Genomic DNA, 20,607 nt, shown 5'->3' on the forward strand with positions numbered 1-20,607 from the left:
AGATATGAACGCGAATACCCTTACTACAATAACGCTCAACAGTTTAATCGCTGAAGATGCTGCCTTAACATATGCAGAGGCACAAACAAATATCGACATAACGGGTACTGTTAGCGGGAATGTAAGTGAGGGAGACACAGTTACCGTTTCCATTGATAACAACCAATTTATCGGTGTTGTCAGTTCTAACAACACATTTACTGTTTCCGTACCTGGTAGCACACTGGTTAGTAGCGAGACGAAAACAGTCACAGCATCTGTCCAAACGACAGATTCAAGCGGTAACGCATCTTTCTTTAGTGATTCAAAGAGTTACAGCGCCTACGAGTCCACTATTTCTTCTGTTACTATGCTCAATAACGGCGTTGAAGGCAGCACATCTCCAGGCTGGACTGTCAATCTTGATCAAGCAACCATCGAAGACACCACCGTTACATTGAGTATCAATGATACTGTTCATAGCGCGAGCTATGGCAGTGACTACTCAGGTGTCATGCAAGTTTTCTCTCTTTCTGGCGAGTTCCTCGCCGAAGTAACACTAGGTAAAGAGAACAAATTCAAAGCCGACATCACGGTGCCTGCCGGTGAAGAAGGTGTTGTTGTTTATGCAATCACTTCGGACGATAACACCTATGAAGGTGATGAAACTATCGTTATTCGTGCCAGCACTGGAAATAACTGGGTTAACTCCGAAGCGGCAATCATCTCGGACGAAAATGACAAGCCGACGGTCACATCCGTCTCTGATGCCACAGTCAAAGAAGGTGGCCAAGCAGAGTTCGCATTTACACTCAGTAATCCTTCAAACTTCGACACCAGAGTTCTCGTGTCACCGGAGGCTGATAATACAGATATCGACTTTGACAACTTATGGATTGACCTAGGCAATGGCTGGGTTCAAGCCACTGGCGAAGTCACCACAGAAGGAACATGGATCACCGTCCCCTCCTCAGTGAAACAAGTGAAACTCCGTGTAGACGTGCTTGAAGACAATGAAGTTGAAGGTAATGAGACGATTACTGTCAATGTATTAGCAGAAGGTCAAAACGAAGCAGCAACAGGCACAATCACCATTGTTGATGTGGTTGAGACTCCTCCTGTTGTCGAAAGCATCTCTGTTTTGGAAGAAGGCGTAGAAAGCGGCCAAGCTCCCACCTTTCAACTAAACCTGACCAACGCCTACTTTCAAGACACCGAAGTCACGCTGAACGTTAATGACAATTTGCATGATTTCGATTTCGGCAAAGACTACGATGGCGCAATTCAAGTCTTTTCTTTGTCAGGAGAGCTTCTTGATGAAATCAATCTTGGCACCCACAATGCTTTTAAAGCCGTCACCAACATCCCTGCTGGTGAGGAAAGCGTCATTATCCGTGTCAATGTCATTGACGACAACCTATACGAAGGCGACGAGTCGCTTGTTATACGAGCAGCAGTGAGTGGTAAACAAGGATGGGTGGTTTCTGGCGCCGCTACCATTACTGATGAGACCGACACTGTCACTGTGGCTGCGGTTTCTGATACCACAGTGTTTGAAGGTAATCACGCTGAGCTCACCGTCACGATGAGTAACCCTTCGACTACCAACAACACTGTATTGCTAACACCAAGCAACAGTAACGATATTGACTTAGAAAGTGTATCAGTCAATTTCGGCAAAGGCTGGGTCAACGCGAGCGTTGACAGTAACACCAATCAAATAAGCATTGATGTACCAGGCCCAGTAACCCTGTTTAAAGTGCGTTTCGACACAATCAGTGACAACATTTACGAAGGTGATGAAACATTCACTATCAGTGCAAATGTCGACGGTCAAACTGAAAGTGTCTCAGGTAACGTGACAATTAAAGACATCGCAGGCGTACCGACAGTAGATAATATTGTTGCTGCTCGAGACGGTATTGAAGGTGGCGACGCGCCCGGCTTCAAAGTCAACATGACGAGCGTTTCAGCCTCCGACACCACAGTGACACTGAACATGGTCGACTCCCTCCATGACGTCAAATACGGTGTAGATTACTCCGGTGTCTTGCAGATTTATTCTGTCGCCGGCGAATTCCTCACGGAAGTTACTTTAGGTAGAAACAACAAATTCAAAGCCGATATTACCGTCCCGGCTGGTGATGACGGTGTTGTTGTTTATGTAATGACAACCGACGATGCCATCTATGAAGGCCCGGAGTCTGTGGTTATTCGTGCAGCCGTCAGTGGAGAGCAAGGCTGGGTCAACTCAGAAGCCGCTATCATCACTGACGAAAATGACATTACTTTAGTCACCTCTATGACTGACGTGAGTGTCAATGAAGGTCAGCAAGCCCAAACGACGGTCACTCTGAGCGGCGCTTCTATCAAACCTGTAGAAGTCACGCTCACCGCACAAATTGACGATGCAAACATCGCCTTAAACAATCTGTCGGTAAACTTCGGTAACGGCTGGGTTTCTGTTAGCGGTACGACCTTTACAGTCCCAGCTTCTGTTGACACCTTCGAGGTGCGTTTTGATAACACTGACAACGATGTTTACAACGGCGATCAAATCATCACGCTCACTGCTTCCACTTCAGAGCAAACTGACGCAGTAACGAGTACCGTCACCATTAATGATGATGCAGACAGACCACTTGTTAACAACATCACCGTCGTGCAAGAAGACGAGGAAGGTGGAAAATTGCCTGGCTATCAGGTGAATATGACCAACACTTCTACCACCGATACTACGTTTAAACTAACTCTGAGTGACGGACTGCACACCTCTAATTTCTTTGTGGACTATACAGGTGTGATTCAAGTCTACTCGCTTGATGGTGAGTTTCTGGAAGAAGTTGCGCTAAGCTCAGCCAACCGCTTCAGAGCTGACGTCACCGTACCAGCGGGTGAGAGTGGCGTAGTTGTATATGTTGAAAGCGTCAACGACGACATTTACGAAGGTGACGAAACTCTGGTAGTCCGTGCGGGCGTTTTGGGCCAGCAAGGTTGGGTTAAGTCTGACGCAGCAAACATTACTGATGAAGAGGACCGCCCTTCCGTATCAAGCATTACCTATCTCAATGATGGTTCGGAAGATGGTCAGGCCGCTGGCTTCACCCTTAATATGTCAAACGCCTCCACCACTCCAACAACAGTTCAATTACGTGTTGATGACGCACTTCATCAAGCGACTATTGGTGAAGACTACTCAGGTGTGATGCAGATTTACTCGCTGGATGGACAATACCTCCTTCAGGAAGTCACCTTAACCAGCGAAAACGGTTACATCGCAGATATCGTCATCCCCGCTTGGGCTGAAGGCGTCTCGATTTATGCCGAGATCTTGAGTGACAAGCTAGAGGAAATAGATGAATCTTTAGTTATTCAAGCTGCGATCATTGACGAGCAAGATTGGGTAACATCAGAAGCTTCAACCATCATCGATATCGACAATATTGCACCAGGTGAAGGCAAAGGACCGAATGGTACGGATGAAGCGCCAGTCGTCGTAATCCCAGAAGCCTCCGGCGGTGTCGGTGAAGAAGAGTTGACCGATGGCGTGGAAGTATTGGTCACTCCGCCAACCGGCACCTTGCCAGGTGATACCATTACTGTCACCGTGACTCAACCAGATGGCACCACCAATGAAGTGACAACCACTGTCCCTGGCGACTGGACCGAGGGCACCGCTGTGCCTGTGACTCTGTCGCCGGAAGATCTGGGCGGCACGGGCGGTGAATTGCCTGACGAAGGCGATTACACCATCACAGCAACCGTAACCGACACCGCTGGCAATACCTCTGTGCCAAGCGAAGAAACCGGTTTCAACATAGATACCGCTGCACCTGGCGAAGGCACCGGTACCGGCGGCACCGATGAAGCACCCACAGTGGTGATCCCAGAAGCCACCGGCGGCGTGGGTGAAGAAGAGCTGACTGATGGCGTAGAAGTACTGGTCACCCCACCGACAGGCACGAAGCCTGGTGACACCATCACTGTCACCGTGACTCAACCAGATGGCACCACCAATGAAGTGACGAGCACTGTCCCTGGCGGTTGGACTGACGGCACCGCTGTGCCTGTGACTCTGTCGCCGGAAGATCTGGGCGGCTCGGGCGGTGAATTGCCTGTCGAAGGCGATTACACCATCACAGCAACCGTAACCGACACCGCTGGCAATACCTCTGTGCCAAGCGAAGAAACCGGTTTCAACATAGATACCGCTGCACCTGGCGAAGGCACCGGTACCGGCGGCACCGATGAAGCACCCACAGTGGTGATCCCTGAAGCCACCGGCGGCGTGGGTGAAGAAGAGCTGACTGATGGCGTAGAAGTACTGGTCACCCCACCGACAGGCACGCAGCCTGGTGACACCATCACTGTCACCGTGACTCAACCAGATGGCACCACCAATGAAGTGACGACCACTGTTCCTGGTGGCTGGACTGATGGCACCGCTGTGCCTGTGACTCTTTCGCCGGAAGATCTGGGCGGCACGGGCGGTGAATTGCCTGACGAAGGCGATTACACCATCACAGCAACCGTAACCGACACCGCTGGCAATACCTCTGTGCCAAGCGAAGAAACGGGTTTCAACATAGATACCGCTGCACCGGGCGAAGGCACCGGCACCGGCGGCACCAATGAAGCCCCAACCGTGGTGATCCCTGAAGCCACCGGCGGCGTGGGTGAAGAAGAGCTGACTGATGGCGTGGAAGCGCTGGTCACCCCACCGACAGGCACGCAGCCTGGCGACACCATCACTGTTACAGTGACCCAGCCGGATGGCACCACCAATGAAGTGACGACCACTGTTCCTGGTGGCTGGACTGACGGCACCGCAGTGCCTGTCACTCTGTCACCGGAAGATCTGGGTGGCACGGGTGGTGAATTGCCTGACGAAGGCGATTACACCATCACAACCACTGTGACTGACAGCGCTGGCAACACCTCTGTGCCAAGCACGGAAACAAGCTTTACCGTTGACACCACGGCACCGGGCGAAGGCACCGGCACCGGCGGCACCAATGAAGCCCCAACCGTGGTGATCCCTGAAGCCACCGGCGGCGTGGGTGAAGAAGAGCTGACTGACGGCGTGGAAGTGCTGGTCACCCCACCGACAGGCACGCAGCCTGGTGACACCATCACTGTCACCGTGACCCAGCCGGATGGCACCACCAATGAAGTGACGACCACTGTTCCTGGTGGCTGGACTGACGGCACCGCAGTGCCTGTCACTCTGTCACCGGAAGATCTGGGTGGCACGGGCGGTGAATTGCCTGACGAAGGCGATTACACCACCACAGCAACCGTAACCGACACCGCTGGCAATACCTCTGTGCCAAGCGAAGAAACCGGTTTCAACATAGATACCGCTGCACCTGGCGAAGGTACCGGTACCGGCGGCACCGATGAAGCACCCACAGTGGTGATCCCAGAAGCCACCGGCGGCGTGGGTGAAGAAGAGCTGACTGACGGCGTGGAAGTGCTGGTCACCCCACCGACAGGCACGCAGCCTGGTGACACCATCACTGTCACCGTGACCCAACCGGATGGCACCACCAATGAAGTGACGAGCACTGTCCCTGGCGACTGGACCGAGGGCACCGCTGTACCTGTGACTCTGTCGCCGGAAGATCTGGGCGGCTCGGGCGGTGAATTGCCTGACGAAGGCGATTACACCATCACAACCACTGTGACTGACAGCGCTGGCAACACCTCAACGCCAAGCACGGAAACAAGCTTTACCGTTGACACCACGGCACCGGGCGAAGGCACCGGCACCGGCGGCACCAATGAAGCCCCAACCGTGGTGATCCCTGAAGCCACCGGCGGCGTGGGTGAAGAAGAGCTGACTGATGGCGTGGAAGCGCTGGTCACCCCACCGACAGGCACGCAGCCTGGCGACACCATCACTGTTACAGTGACCCAACCAGATGGCACCACCAATGAAGTGACGACCACTGTTCCTGGCGGCTGGACTGACGGCACCGCTGTGCCTGTCACTCTGTCACCGGAAGATCTGGGTGGCACCGGCGGCGAATTGCCTGACGAAGGCGATTACACCATCACAACCACTGTGATTGACAGCGCTGGCAACACCTCAACGCCAAGCACGGAAACAAGCTTTACCGTTGACACCACGGCACCGGGCGAAGGCACCGGCACCGGCGGCACCAATGAAGCCCCAACCGTGGTGATCCCTGAAGCCACCGGCGGCGTGGGTGAAGAAGAGCTGACTGATGGCGTGGAAGCGCTGGTCACCCCACCGACAGGCACGCAGCCTGGCGACACCATCACTGTTACAGTGACCCAACCGGATGGTACCACCAATGAAGTAACAACCACTGTCCCTGGCGGCTGGACCGAGGGCACCGCTGTGCCTGTGACCCTGTCACCGGAAGATCTGGGTGGCACCGGCGGCGAATTGCCTGACGAAGGCGATTACACCATCACGACCACCGTCACTGACAGCGCTGGCAACACCTCAACGCCAAGCACGGAAACAAGCTTTACCGTTGATACCACGGCACCGGGCGAAGGCACCGGCACCGGCGGCACCAATGAAGCCCCCACTGTGGTGATCCCTGAAGCCAACGGCGGCGTGGGTGAAGAAGAGCTGACTGATGGCGTGGAAGTGCTGGTCACCCCACCGACAGGCACGCAGCCTGGCGACACCATTACTGTCACTGTGACCCAACCGGATGGGACCACCAATGAAGTGACGACCACTGTTCCTGGCGGCTGGACTGACGGCACCGCTGTGCCTGTCACTCTGTCACCGGAAGAACTGGGTGGCACGGGCGGTGAATTGCCTGACGAAGGCGATTACACCATCACGACCACCGTCACTGACAGCGCTGGCAACACCTCAACGCCAAGCACAGAAACTAGCTTTACCGTTGACACCACGGCACCGGGCGAAGGCACCGGCACCGGCGGCACCAATGAAGCACCGACCGTGGTGATCCCTGAAGCCACTGGCGGCGTGGGTGAAGAAGAGCTGACTGACGGCGTGGAAGTGCTGGTCACCCCACCGACAGGCACGCAGCCTGGCGACACCATTACTGTCACTGTGACCCAACCGGATGGGACCACCAATGAAGTGACGACCACTGTTCCTGGCGGCTGGACTGACGGCACCGCTGTGCCTGTCACTCTGTCACCGGAAGAACTGGCTGGCACGGGCGGTGAATTGCCTGACGAAGGCGATTACACCATCACGACCACCGTCACTGACAGCGCTGGCAACACCTCGGCGCCAAGCACGCCTGTTTCGATCAATATCGATACAACAGCACCAAGCGCAATAACTACTGAGCTCACTATTGATCCAATTTCAGCAGACAATATTGTGAACGCAGTAGAGAGCAATGGTTCCATATCAGTAACAGGATCTGTCTCAGGTGAATTCACTGCTGGAGATTTGGTCACTGTTTCTGTTAACGGAAATGAATTAACGGGGACTGTATCCTCTTCAGGTCAGTTCTCAATCGCGGTTCCGGGCAACCAGTTTGCCGCTGATCCTGACTCAACCATCAATATTCAACTGGAGGCAACTGATTCCGCAGGTAATACTGGCGCTATCAGCTCCACTCATAGCTACGGTGTTGATCTATCAGCACAAGCTGTCATCACTTTGGATGCCAATATCGGTGGTGATGGTGCAATAACCTATGAAGAATCTAAGCAAAACATCGATATAACCGGTGTCGTTAGTGGGGATGTAAAACCAGGTGACGTCATCACTGTCACCGTAAACAACGTTGAGTACACAGGCTCCGTTAAAGCCAACAATACCTTCTCAGTCTCTGTTTTAGGTGCTGACCTTGCTGCAGCGGCAGATAAAACCGTGACCGCTACGGTGACCGCTACAGATAATGCAGGAAACACGGTCACTGTTTCCGATGCCGAATCCTACACCGCTTTCGAGGCAAAAGTTGAGTCCGTTACTCAGCTTCGTGATGGCATCGAAGGCGGCACAGCTCCTGGTTGGACAGTCAACTTCGACCACGCGGCAATTGAAGACACCACGGTCCGCCTGAACTTTAATGACAGCTATCATGAGGCCGACATCGGTGCGGACTATTCCGGCAGAGTATATATCTACAACCTGGCGGGTCAGAAAGTCGGTGAAGAGGTACTTTCAGCCGCCAACAACTGGCGAGTCGATATCTCTGTCCCTGCCGGTCAAAACGGTGTTCGTGTCTACGCACAAACCCTGAATGACAATGTCTATGAAGGCAATGAGACCATTCAAATACAAGCTGCCGTACCTGGCAGACAGGGCTTTGTGCAGTCTGACGAGGCCGTCATCACCGATGAAGCCGACAAGCCACGCGTCACCAGTGTGTCTAACACGTCGGTGGATGAAGGCGAAGCCGCTTCTGTCACCATCACACTCAGCAATGAGTCCAACACCCCTACCCGTGTGTTTGTCGATGCCTATGGCGGCTCAGCCACCGAAGGCACTGACTTCAACACCAAAGACCTCTGGGTCAATTACGGCAGTGGTTGGGTGAAAGCCGCCGGCGATTTCTCCGGCGGTAACTGGATTGATGTCCCGGCCAACACTAAAACCTTCCAGGTGCGCTCTCAAACCACACAAGATGATGTGTTCGAAGGCAATGAAAGCTACACCATCAAAGCCAAAGCCGATGGGCAAAGCAGCCTGGTGTCCGGTACGGTCACCATTAATGACAACGCTGACACACCGAAAGTGGCCAGCATCACACACCTTAATGATGGTGTTGAAGGCGGGGCTTGGCCGGGATGGACGGTCAACATGACCAACACCTCGACCACGTCCACCACGGTCAGGCTGCACTTTGATGATGGCCTCCATCAGGCGAATTTTGGTGAGGATTACAGCGGTAAAGTGCATGTGTACACCACATCCGGCACTTTCCTCAAAGAAGTTGTTCTTAACAGCTCAAATGGCTGGGCTGCCGATATCGACGTGCCTGCCGGGCACGCCGGGGTGCGCGTTTATGCTGAGACCCTCAATGACAATGTCTATGAGGGCAACGAAACCATTAAGGTTCAAGGTGCCGTCATCGGACAACAAGGTTGGGTCACCTCTGCGGACGCTGTCATCACCGATGAAGCGGATAGACCTTCATGGGAAATCAGTAACGCCAGTACCACTGAAGGTGACTACTTGGTGTGGGATATTTCTGTGCATACCTCCACTAAAGACAACTCATGGACGAAGATTGAGTTTGCCAATGGCACCGGTACCATCGGTACCGACACAGCTGGCGCGACAAGCTTCCAGGCCTCCTATGACGGCGGCAATACATGGAATGCTGCCAAGTACTACGGCAATATGCTTCAGGTACCTAAGGGCACAACCAGCTTCAAAGTGCGTTTAGCGACAACAGATGACTCGCTTTATGAAGGCAATGAAACCATCACCATTAAAGTGACCGAAAGTGGCGGTGGCCGTGACCCGGGTGTCGTCTTTGGCACCACCACCAACACGGCAACTATTGTCGAAAATGACGACGCTACCGTCGTCACCTCGGTGACCAAACTGCGTGATGGCGTGGAAGGCAGCACGACGCCAGGTTGGACGGTGAACTTCAACAACCCGTCAGATGAAGCCACCACCGTCCGTCTTAACTTCAATGACGGTTATCATGAGGCCGACGTCGGTGCGGACTATTCCGGCAGAGTGTACATCTACAACCTGGCGGGTCAGAAAGTCGGTGAGGAAGTCATCACGGCCGCCAATAACTGGCGAGTCGATATCTCCGTTCCTGCCGGTCAAAACGGTGTGCGTGTTTACGCCCAGACCCTCAATGACAATGTCTATGAAGGCAATGAGACTATTCAAATCCAGGCGGGTGTGCCAGGCAGACAACAACTGGTTGAGTCTGCTGAAGCCACGATCACGGATGAAGCCGACAAGCCACGCGTCACCAGTGTGTCTAACACGTCGGTGAATGAAGGCGAAGCCGCATCACTAACCATCACACTCAGCAATGAGTCCAACACCCCTACCCGTGTGTTTATCGATGCCTATGGCGGCTCGGCCACCGAAGGCACTGACTTCAACACCAAAGACCTCTGGGTCAATTACGGCAGTGGTTGGGTGAAAGCCGCCGGCGATTTCTCCGGCGGTAACTGGATTGATGTCCCGGCCAACACTAAAACCTTCCAGGTGCGCTCTCAAACCACACAAGATGATGTGTTCGAAGGCAATGAAAGCTACACCATCAAAGCCAAAGCCGATGGGCAAAGCAGCCTGGTGTCCGGTACGGTCACCATTAATGACGACACTGATACACCGAAAGTCGCCAGCATCACACACCTTAACGACGGTGTGGAAAACAGCACCTGGCCGGGATGGACGGTCAACATGACCAACACCTCGACCACTTCCACCACGGTCAGGCTGCACTTTGATGATGGCCTCCATCAGGCGAACTTTGGTGAGGATTACAACGGTAAAGTGCAGGTGTACTCCACATCCGGCGATTTCCTCAAACAGGTTGCTCTTAACAGCTCAAATGGCTGGGCTGCCGATATCGACGTGCCTGCCGGGCACGCCGGGGTCCGCGTTTATGCTGAGACACTCAACGATAATGTCTATGAGGGCAACGAAACCATTAAGGTTCAAGGTGCCGTCATCGGCCAACAAGGTTGGGTCACCTCTGCGGACGCTGTCATCACCGATGAAGCCGACAAGCCACGCGTCACCAGTGTGTCTAACACGTCGGTGGATGAAGGCGAAGCCGCTTCTGTCACCATCACACTCAGCAATGAGTCCAACACCCCTACCCGTGTGTTTGTCGATGCCTATGGCGGCTCGGCCACCGAAGGCACTGACTTCAACACCAAAGACCTCTGGGTCAATTACGGCAGTGGTTGGGTGAAAGCCGCCGGCGATTTCTCGGGCGGTAACTGGATTGATGTCCCGGCTAACACTCAAACCTTCCAGGTGCGCTCTCAAACCACACAAGATGATGTGTTCGAAGGCAATGAAAGCTACACCATCAAAGCCAAAGCCGATGGGCAAAGCAGCCTGGTGTCCGGTACGGTCACCATTAATGACAACGCTGACACACCGAAAGTGGCCAGCATCACTCTCCTCCAGAACGGTGTGGAAAACAGCACCTGGCCGGGATGGACGGTCAACATGACCAACACCTCGACCACGTCCACCACGGTCAGGCTGCACTTTGATGATGGCCTCCATCAGGCAAACTTTGGTGAGGATTACAGCGGTAAAGTGCATGTTTACACCACATCCGGCGCTTTCCTCAAACAGGTCGTCCTTAACAGCTCAAATGGCTGGGCTGCCGATATCGACGTGCCTGCCGGGCACGCCGGGGTGCGCGTTTATGCTGAGACCCTCAATGACAATGTCTATGAGGGCAACGAAACCATTAAGGTTCAAGGTGCCGTCATCGGCCAACAAGGTTGGGTCACCTCTGCGGACGCTGTCATCACCGATGAAGCGGATAGACCTTCATGGGAAATCAGTAACGCCAGTACCACTGAAGGTGACTACTTGGTGTGGGATATTTCTGTGCATACCGCCACTAAAGACAACTCATGGACGAAGATTGAGTTTGCCAATGGCACCGGTACCATCGGTACCGACACAGCTGGCGCGACAAGCTTCCAGGCCTCCTATGACGGCGGCAATACGTGGAATGCTGCCAAGTACTACGGCAATATGCTTCAGGTACCTAAGGGCACTGAGAGTTTCAAAGTTCGCCTCGCAACCACAGACGACTCTGTGTTTGAAGGCAATGAAACCATCACCATTAAAGTGACCGAAAGTGGCGGTGGCCGTGACCCGGGTGTCGTCTTTGGCACCACCACCAACACGGCAACTATTGTTGAAAATGACGACGCTACCATCGTCACCTCGGTGACCAAACTGCGTGATGGCGTGGAAGGCAGCACGACGCCAGGTTGGACGGTGAACTTCAACAACCCGTCAGATGAAGCCACCACCGTCCGTCTTAACTTTAATGACGGCTATCACGAGGCCGACGTCGGTGCGGACTATTCCGGCAGAGTATATATCTACAACCTCTCGGGTCAGAAAGTCGGTGAAGAAGTGATCTCTGCCGCCAACAACTGGCGAGTCGATATCTCCGTTCCTGCGGGCCAAAACGGTGTGCGTGTTTACGCACAGACCCTCAATGACAATGTCTATGAGGGCAACGAGACTATTCAAATCCAAGCTGCCGTGCCCGGCAGACAGGGCTTTGTGCAGTCTGCTGAGGCCGTCATCACCGATGAAGCCGACAAGCCACGCGTCACCAGTGTGTCTAACACGTCGGTGAATGAAGGCGAAGCCGCTTCTGTCACCATCACGCTCAGCAATGAGTCCACCACCCCTACCCGTGTGTTTGTCGATGCCTATGGTGGCTCGGCCACCGAAGGCACTGACTTCAACACCAAAGACCTCTGGGTCAATTACGGCAGTGGTTGGGTGAAAGCCGCCGGCGATTTCTCGGGCGGTAACTGGATTGATGTCCCGGCTAACACTCAAACCTTCCAGGTGCGCTCTCAAACCACACAAGATGATGTGTTCGAAGGCAGTGAAAGCTACACCATCAAAGCCAAAGCCGATGGGCAAAGCAGCCTGGTGTCCGGTACGGTCACCATTAATGACAACGCTGACACACCGAAAGTAGACAGCATCACTCTCCTCCAGAACGGTGTGGAAAACAGCACCTGGCCGGGATGGACGGTCAACATGACCAACACCTCGACCACTTCCACCACGGTCAGGCTGCACTTTGATGATGGCCTCCATCAGGCGAACTTTGGTGAGGATTACAACGGTAAAGTGCATGTGTACACCACATCCGGCGCTTTCCTCAAAGAGGTTGTTCTTAACAGCTCAAATGGCTGGGCTGCCGATATCGACGTGCCTGCCGGGCACGCCGGGGTCCGCGTTTACGCCCAGACCCTCAATGACAATGTCTATGAGGGCAACGAAACCATTAAGGTTCAAGGTGCCGTCATCGGCCAACAAGGTTGGGTCACCTCTGCGGACGCTGTCATCACCGATGAAGCGGATAGACCTTCATGGGAAATCAGTAACGCCAGTACCACTGAAGGTGACTACTTGGTGTGGGATATTTCTGTGCATACCGCCACTAAAGACAACTCATGGACGAAGATTGAGTTTGCCAATGGCACCGGTACCATCGGTACCGACACTGCTGGCGCGACAAGCTTCCAGGCCTCCTATGACGGCGGCAATACATGGAATGCTGCCAAGTACTACGGCAATATGCTTCAGGTACCTAAGGGCACAACCAGCTTCAAAGTGCGTTTAGCGACGACAGATGACTCGGTTTATGAAGGCAATGAAACCATCACCATTAAAGTGACCGAAAGTGGCGGTGGCCGTGACCCGGGTGTCGTCTTTGGCACCACCACCAACACGGCAACTATTGTTGAAAATGACGACGCTACCATCGTCACCTCGGTGACCAAACTGCGTGATGGCGTGGAAGGCAGCACGACGCCAGGTTGGACGGTGAACTTCAACAACCCGTCAGATGAAGCCACCACCGTCCGTCTTAACTTTAATGACGGCTATCACGAGGCCGACGTCGGTGCGGACTATTCCGGCAGAGTATATATCTACAACCTCTCGGGTCAGAAAGTGGGTGAAGAAGTGATCTCTGCCGCCAACAACTGGCGAGTCGATATCTCCGTTCCTGCCGGTCAAAACGGTGTGCGTGTTTACGCACAGACCCTGAACGACAATGTCTATGAGGGCAACGAGACCATTCAAATCCAAGCTGCCGTGCCCGGCAGACAGGGCTTTGTGCAGTCTGCTGAGGCCGTCATCACCGATGAAGCCGACAAGCCACGCGTCACCAGTGTGTCTAACACGTCGGTGAATGAAGGCGAAGCCGCATCACTAACCATCACACTCAGCAATGAGTCCAACACCCCTACCCGTGTGTTTGTCGATGCCTATGGTGGCTCGGCCACCGAAGGCACTGACTTCAACACCAAAGACCTCTGGGTCAATTACGGCAGTGGTTGGGTGAAAGCCGCCGGCGATTTCTCGGGCGGTAACTGGATTGATGTCCCGGCTAACACTAAAACCTTCCAGGTGCGCTCTCAAACCACACAAGATGATGTGTTCGAAGGCAGTGAAAGCTACACCATCAAAGCCAAAGCCGATGGGCAAAGCAGCCTGGTGTCCGGTACGGTCACCATTAATGACAACGCTGACACACCGAAAGTGGCCAGCATCACACACCTTAATGATGGTGTTGAAGGCGGGGCTTGGCCGGGATGGACGGTCAACATGACCAACACCTCGACCACTTCCACCACGGTCAGGCTGCACTTTGATGATGGCCTCCATCAGGCAAACTTTGGTGAGGATTACAGCGGTAAAGTGCATGTGCGCACCACATCCGGCGCTTTCCTCAAAGAGGTCGTTCTTAACAGCTCAAATGGGTGGGCTGCCGATATCGACGTGCCTGCCGGGCACGCCGGGGTCCGCGTTTATGCTGAGACACTCAATGACAATGTCTATGAGGGCAACGAAACCATTAAGGTTCAAGGTGCCGTCATCGGACAACAAGGTTGGGTCACCTCTGCGGACGCTGTCATCAACGATGAAGCGGATAGACCTTCATGGGAAATCAGTAACGCCAGTACCACTGAAGGTGACTACTTGGTGTGGGATATTTCTGTGCATACCGCCACTAAAGACAACTCATGGACGAAGATTGAGTTTGCCAATGGCACCGGTATCATCGGTACCGACACAACTGGTGCGACCAACTTCCAGGCTTCTTACGATGGCGGCGTGACTTGGGGAGCCACCAAGTACTACGGCAACCAACTGATCGTGCCTAAGGGCACAACCAGCTTCAAAGTGCGTTTAGCGACAACAGATGACTCGCTTTATGAAGGCAATGAAACCATCACCATTAAAGTGACCGAAAGTGGCGGTGGACGTGATCCGGGTGTTGTCTTTGGCACCACCACTAGCACAGCCACCATTACCGATGAAGCGGATAAACCTTCATGGGAAATCAGTAACGCCAGTACCACTGAAGGTGACTACTTGGTGTGGGATATTTCTGTGCATACCGCCACTAAAGACAACTCATGGACGAAGATTGAGTTTGCCAATGGCACCGGTACCATCGGTACCGACACTGCTGGCGCGACAAGCTTCCAAGCTTCTTACGATGGCGGCGTGACTTGGGGAGCCACAAAGTACTACGGCAACCAACTGGTCGTGCCTAAGGGCACAACCAGCTTCAAAGTGCGTTTAGCGACAACAGATGACTCGCTTTATGAAGGCAATGAAACCATCACCATTAAAGTGACCGAAAGTGGCGGCGGACGTGATCCAGGTGTTGTCTTTGGCACAACCACTAGCACAGCCACCATCACTGATGAAGCTGACAAACCAACACTCTCCGTCGTCAATACGAACGGAAACAACAGTGTAACGGAATCCAACTGGGCAACATTTACTATCAAGCTCAGCAACCCCGTTGATCAGGCAACCAAGGTCAAGGTCAACGTATTTACAAGCTCTTCACCAAACGTCAATAACCAAGACATGGGTGGCTATGAGTACTGGACAGGTTCAAGTTGGGCAAACTTCAAAAGTGGAAGCCAATTAACGTTTGCAGCGTACCAGACTGAAATATTAGTCCGTGCGAAACCAATCAACGACAACAAGGTTGAAGATAACGAAACGCTCATTGTTAAAGCCAAACCAATCGTCGGTGAAACCCATATCGGCGGTGGCGAAGTGCAAAGTGCGATAACCGTTATCGATAAAGGCTATCGCGATACTAGCAATGATACATCTGGTCACGTTCACTGGCACCTTGATGGTGGTGGTACTCAACACGTCAACGGTAATGGCTGGAGACCTAACGAGAAAGTCACCGTTTATAACCCAAATGGGTCCAAGACTGTCATCTACGCAGACAACCACGGCTTCTTTAACATTCAAGCCGAAAACTTATATACCGTGGCTGGTACGCTGAATGCCAAAGGCGCACAAAGTGGTTGGGCGGTAAGCAGTAAGTATGTGAACCCGAGCATTACACCGCTTGTGCTTGATTTGGATGGTGACGGTATCGAAACGTCAGACGTCACAGAGAATCCTGTTCATTTTGATTATGACGGTGATGGTAAAAACGTTAAAACGGGCTGGATAGCCGGTGGTGATGGCCTATTGGTACGTGACATCAACAAAGATGGTCAAATCAATGATGGTTCAGAACTGTTCGGTTCAAATACCCGACTTGCAGATGGTTCAACCGCTGCTGACGGATATGAAGCGCTCGCTCAACACGACTCCAATGCAGATGGTGTGATTGATAAAAATGACGCGATCTACGCCGAGCTTGGTGTTTGGGTGGATAAAGACCAAGATGGTGAAACCGATGAGGGTGAACTTCTTAGCATTGATGAAGCAAATGTCGCATCTATTGAATTGACTGCTAACATTACTAGTGACGAGTCAAACAATAACACTATCGGCAAATCATCTACTTACACCACGACGGATGGTGAAGAGCGGACCGTAGCAGATGTTTGGTTTGCAACTCAGCAAGGCGATGCACAAGAAGTTGATACATCTAAAGCCATTGATGAACATAGCATCAGCGGATTGGATCAAGACGAATTGGTATGGCACAGCGAAGATGTTGCTAACCAGCCTTGGTCTGACACCGTCACTGATTTCACATTGGGTGAACCACCACTTGACCTGTCTGACTTAGTCGTCGACGACAATGACAATTTGTTAAGCGAGGACAGCGTCGACATGTTTGAGCAAGATGGTTCACTTATACTCCGTATAGATACCACTGGAGACCATGTATGGAATCAGGAAATCATTCTGCAGGACATCACTTTGGATGACATTGTTGATGACGATGGAATGATTAAAAACGGTGTGTTTAGCGATGACAATGTCAAAGAGTTGTTCCAAAAAGCTGCAAGTTTAGATGCAGTAGATAGCTCGACGACTCACTTGGACGATCCAAGCATCGACGACCAGTAAAATAAGGGTGTTAAATTTTGCAATTAGCAGACAATGTAAAACCCCAGTGGAACATTCCTGGTTCAGTGCAAACTGCAGAAGACCCTTTATTAGAGTGCTTGGTCATTTTGACCGAGCACTATGGGGCTCCCTGTTCAGGAGAAGCATTAGTCGCTAGCTTGCCAATGAGAGAAGCTCGTTTGACACCCGAGCTTTTCCCTCAAGCCTCGTCTCGTGCGGGCTTAGTGTCCAGAGTGGCTAGAAAGCCACTCAACACTATTGGTGAAATGCTGACACCTTGTGTCCTGCTTCTCGTCGATCAAAGAGCGTGTATATTACGCTCCTTGGACCAAGAGACAGGCACTGCGATTATCCAACTACCCGATACGGGTGGAGAAACTGAACTCTCGCAAGAAGAGCTTGAATCGCAGTACATCGGCTATGCCATCTTGGTTAAAAAGCAATATCGAGGCGACCAAAGCGTTGATGTGCATTTACACACCAAGAAAGGACATTGGCTGTTTTCGATGGTAAAGGAAGCATCCCCAATCTATCGTGAAGCGCTTTTAGCCTCAGTGGTCATCAACATCTTTGCGTTGGTATCGCCACTGTTCATGATGAATGTTTATGACAAAATTCTTCCTAACCAAGCCTTTGAGTCGTTGTGGGTTCTTGCCAGTGGTGCTGCAATCGCCTTTACATTCGACTACATACTCCGCTATGTGCGGAGTATGCTCATCGACAATGCGGGAAAGAAAATCGACATTGTCGTCTCTTCACGCATTTTTGCTAAATCAATAGGAATTCCGCTGGAAAGACGCGGTCCCAGTGTCGGAGGAATGGCAAAACAAATCTCAGAATTTGACAGTGTGAGGGAAATGCTAACTTCCACCACAATCACTACCCTAGTCGATCTCCCCTTCGCCATTCTTTTCCTATTTATTATCTACATCTTTGCTGGTGATTTAGCCTTTGTTCCGTTGGTTTCAGGGCTGATAATCGTTGGTTATGCCTGTGCCATCCAACCGAAGTTGAGAGCTGCGATTGAGGAAAGCAACAAATTTGCAGGCTTAAAAAACGGCCATTTGATAGAAAGCCTCAGTGCTATGGAGTCCATCAAAGCGAATTTGGCTGAGGGTATCGTGCAGAAGACTTGGCAGCAAATGATCGCTCACTCTGCAACTTGGGGACTCAAGGTTAAGAAAACCTCCCAGTCAGTCTCTTATCTCGCTACCTTTGTGACACAAATGACGGCCGTCGCTGTTGTCATTCTTGGGGTTTTTCGTGTTTCACAAGGCGATATTTCTATGGGCGGTATCATTGCAGCTGTAATGTTATCGAGCAGAGTCGTTTCCCCGATGGCGTCATTAGCTAACCTCCTTACCCGTTCAAACCAGACCATGAGTTCACTCCGTCAACTTGATGCTTTAATGGATCAAGAGGATGAATACGAGGACAAAGGCCATTTAATAAGCCGTAGGCAGTTGAAAGGTCAAATTGAATGCGCAGGTGTTTCTTTTGCTTTCAATGAAGAAGAAGAGCCCGTTATTTACCCAAGTTCAGTAAAAATCAATGAAGGTGAAAGTGTCGCCATTATTGGTAAAAACGGCTCAGGTAAAACGACGCTTCTTAAAATGTTCGCTGGGTTATACCAACCTACCCAAGGAAGTCTCAGGTTCGATGGCATCGACTCAAAGCAAATTCACCCGGCGGATCTGCGCAGAAACGTCGGCTACATGCCTCAAGACATCACGCTGTTCCACGGTACCATTCGAGATAATATCCTATTCGGGACACGTCAGGTCACCGAGCACCAGTTGATCCGAGCAGTACAGCTCTCTGGCGTTTCTCATTTCACATCTTTGGATTCGCAAGGCTTGGATAAACAAGTGGGCGAAGGTGGTAACTCACTCTCCCGTGGCCAACGCCAAGCAGTCGCACTGGCGAGAGCCATACTGAATGACCCTTCCATGCTATTGATGGATGAACCAACAGCTTCTATGGATGCATTTGCAGAGAAGCAGTTTATCCGCGCAATGCAGCAGGTCAGTAAAGAAAGAACACTCATACTGGTCACCCACAAAATGTCGCTTCTTGATATTGTCGATCGTGTCGTTGTTCTTGATAAGGGGCGAGTCATCCTAGACGGTCCAAGGGAAGTCGTCCTTAAAAAGCTGTCTCAGAACTCAACCAATAATGGTCAGAGCAGGAGAAAAGCCAATAATGAGTAAAAAACAAGACAATGAACACATCGACATGGCTGACGATATATATGGCGCCATGATGATGGATGTTCCCGGTAAATATCGCATCGTTGTCTGGCTTCTCATCATTATGGTCGCTTCTTTCATTGTGTGGGCCTCGTTGTCATCACTTGATCAAGTCACCCGTGGAGAAGGAAAAGTAATCCCTTCCTCACAAGTGCAGCTGATTCAAAGTCTTGACGGCGGTATTTTGCAAGAAATGTACGTCAAAGAAGGGATGATCGTCGAAAAAGGTCAACCACTGGCTCGTATCGATGATACCCGATTCCGTTCTGATGTGGCCCAACAGGAGGAAGAGGACGCTAGCCTAAATGCCAACATTATTCGGCTACAACAAGAACTGGCGAGTATTCAATTACAGAGCCTAGATGTTGCTTGGGAAGAGCAAATCTTGATTGAGCCTTTACAGCTGATCTTCCCCGAAAGTCTCATTAAGGAAGAACCGGAGCTGATTAAACGTCAACAACTTGAATACCAAGCGCATTTGGATGATTTGAAGAACAAGATTGAAATCGAGTCGCGTCATGTTCTTCAAAAGCAACAAGAGATAAAAGAGCTAAAGACAAAAATCAAAACACTCGAGGGCAGTGCCAGACTCATCGCAAGAGAGTATGAACTAACAAAACCTTTGGCGAAGAAAAAGATTGTCCCTGAGATAGAGCTTTTAAAGCTGCAAAGACAGGTTAATGACATGCGGGGGGAAATAGCAGCATTACACCAACTCAGCCCCAAGCTCAAAGCAGGACAAGATGAAGCAATACTAAAACGACGTGAAGCTGTTTTAGCTTTCACGAATGAAAACCTCACTCAAATCAGCGAGCTTGAAGCGAAACTGTCCCGGTTGGAGCAAGCTAAAGTCGGCTCCCAGGACAAAGTGGATAAAGCCATTATCACCTCTCCAGTGAACGGCACAATTAAAACGATACATATCAATACTCTAGGAGGTGTCGTCAGCCCAGGTAAAGATATTCTCGAAATCGTCCCAAATGAAGATCAATTGCTTATTGAAGCGAAAATACAACCTAAGGATATCGCCTTCCTACACTCGGGATTACCCGCTGTTGTCAAAGTCACCGCTTATGACTACACACGCTATGGCGGGCTAAATGGAAAACTCGAACACATCAGTGCCGACACCACACAAGACGAAAAAGGAAACAGTTTTTATTTGGTTAGAGTGCGAACTGATGTTTCTAACCTCGAAGATAAAGAAGGTACTTCAATGCCGATCATACCTGGCATGCTAACCAGTGTAGATATCGTCACCGGTAAGCGAACAGTCTTGGATTACATTCTGAATCCTATTTTACGTGCCCGAGAGTCTGCTCTTCGCGAACGATAAGCTCAGGAGTTTGTTTA

General features: G+C 51.6%; 3 protein-coding genes. All 3 read left to right on the forward strand.

The annotated features are described in order from the left end of the window. Window positions 1–4: 4 nt before the first annotated feature. Genes K6Q96_RS09370 through K6Q96_RS09380 form a run of 3 tightly spaced genes read left to right on the forward strand, consistent with a single transcriptional unit; the run spans window position 5 to window position 20,590 of the window. Window positions 5–17,005, forward strand: coding sequence for an SPM autocatalytic domain-containing protein (locus tag K6Q96_RS09370; protein ID WP_251875224.1), 17,001 nt, complete (start codon window positions 5–7; stop codon window positions 17,003–17,005). A gap of 17 nt (window positions 17,006–17,022) precedes the next feature. Then, on the forward strand, window positions 17,023–19,215 hold the full coding sequence (locus K6Q96_RS09375) for a type I secretion system permease/ATPase (RefSeq protein ID WP_251875226.1): 2,193 nt from the start codon (window positions 17,023–17,025) through the stop codon (window positions 19,213–19,215). Further along, on the forward strand, window positions 19,208–20,590 hold the full coding sequence (locus K6Q96_RS09380) for an HlyD family type I secretion periplasmic adaptor subunit (protein WP_251875228.1): 1,383 nt from the start codon (window positions 19,208–19,210) through the stop codon (window positions 20,588–20,590). Before K6Q96_RS09375 ends, K6Q96_RS09380 begins: the two co-directional genes overlap by 8 nt. The last annotated feature ends 17 nt before the right edge of the window (window positions 20,591–20,607 follow it).

Source organism: Grimontia kaedaensis (genome assembly GCF_023746615.1).
Classification (GTDB): domain Bacteria; phylum Pseudomonadota; class Gammaproteobacteria; order Enterobacterales; family Vibrionaceae; genus Enterovibrio; species Enterovibrio kaedaensis.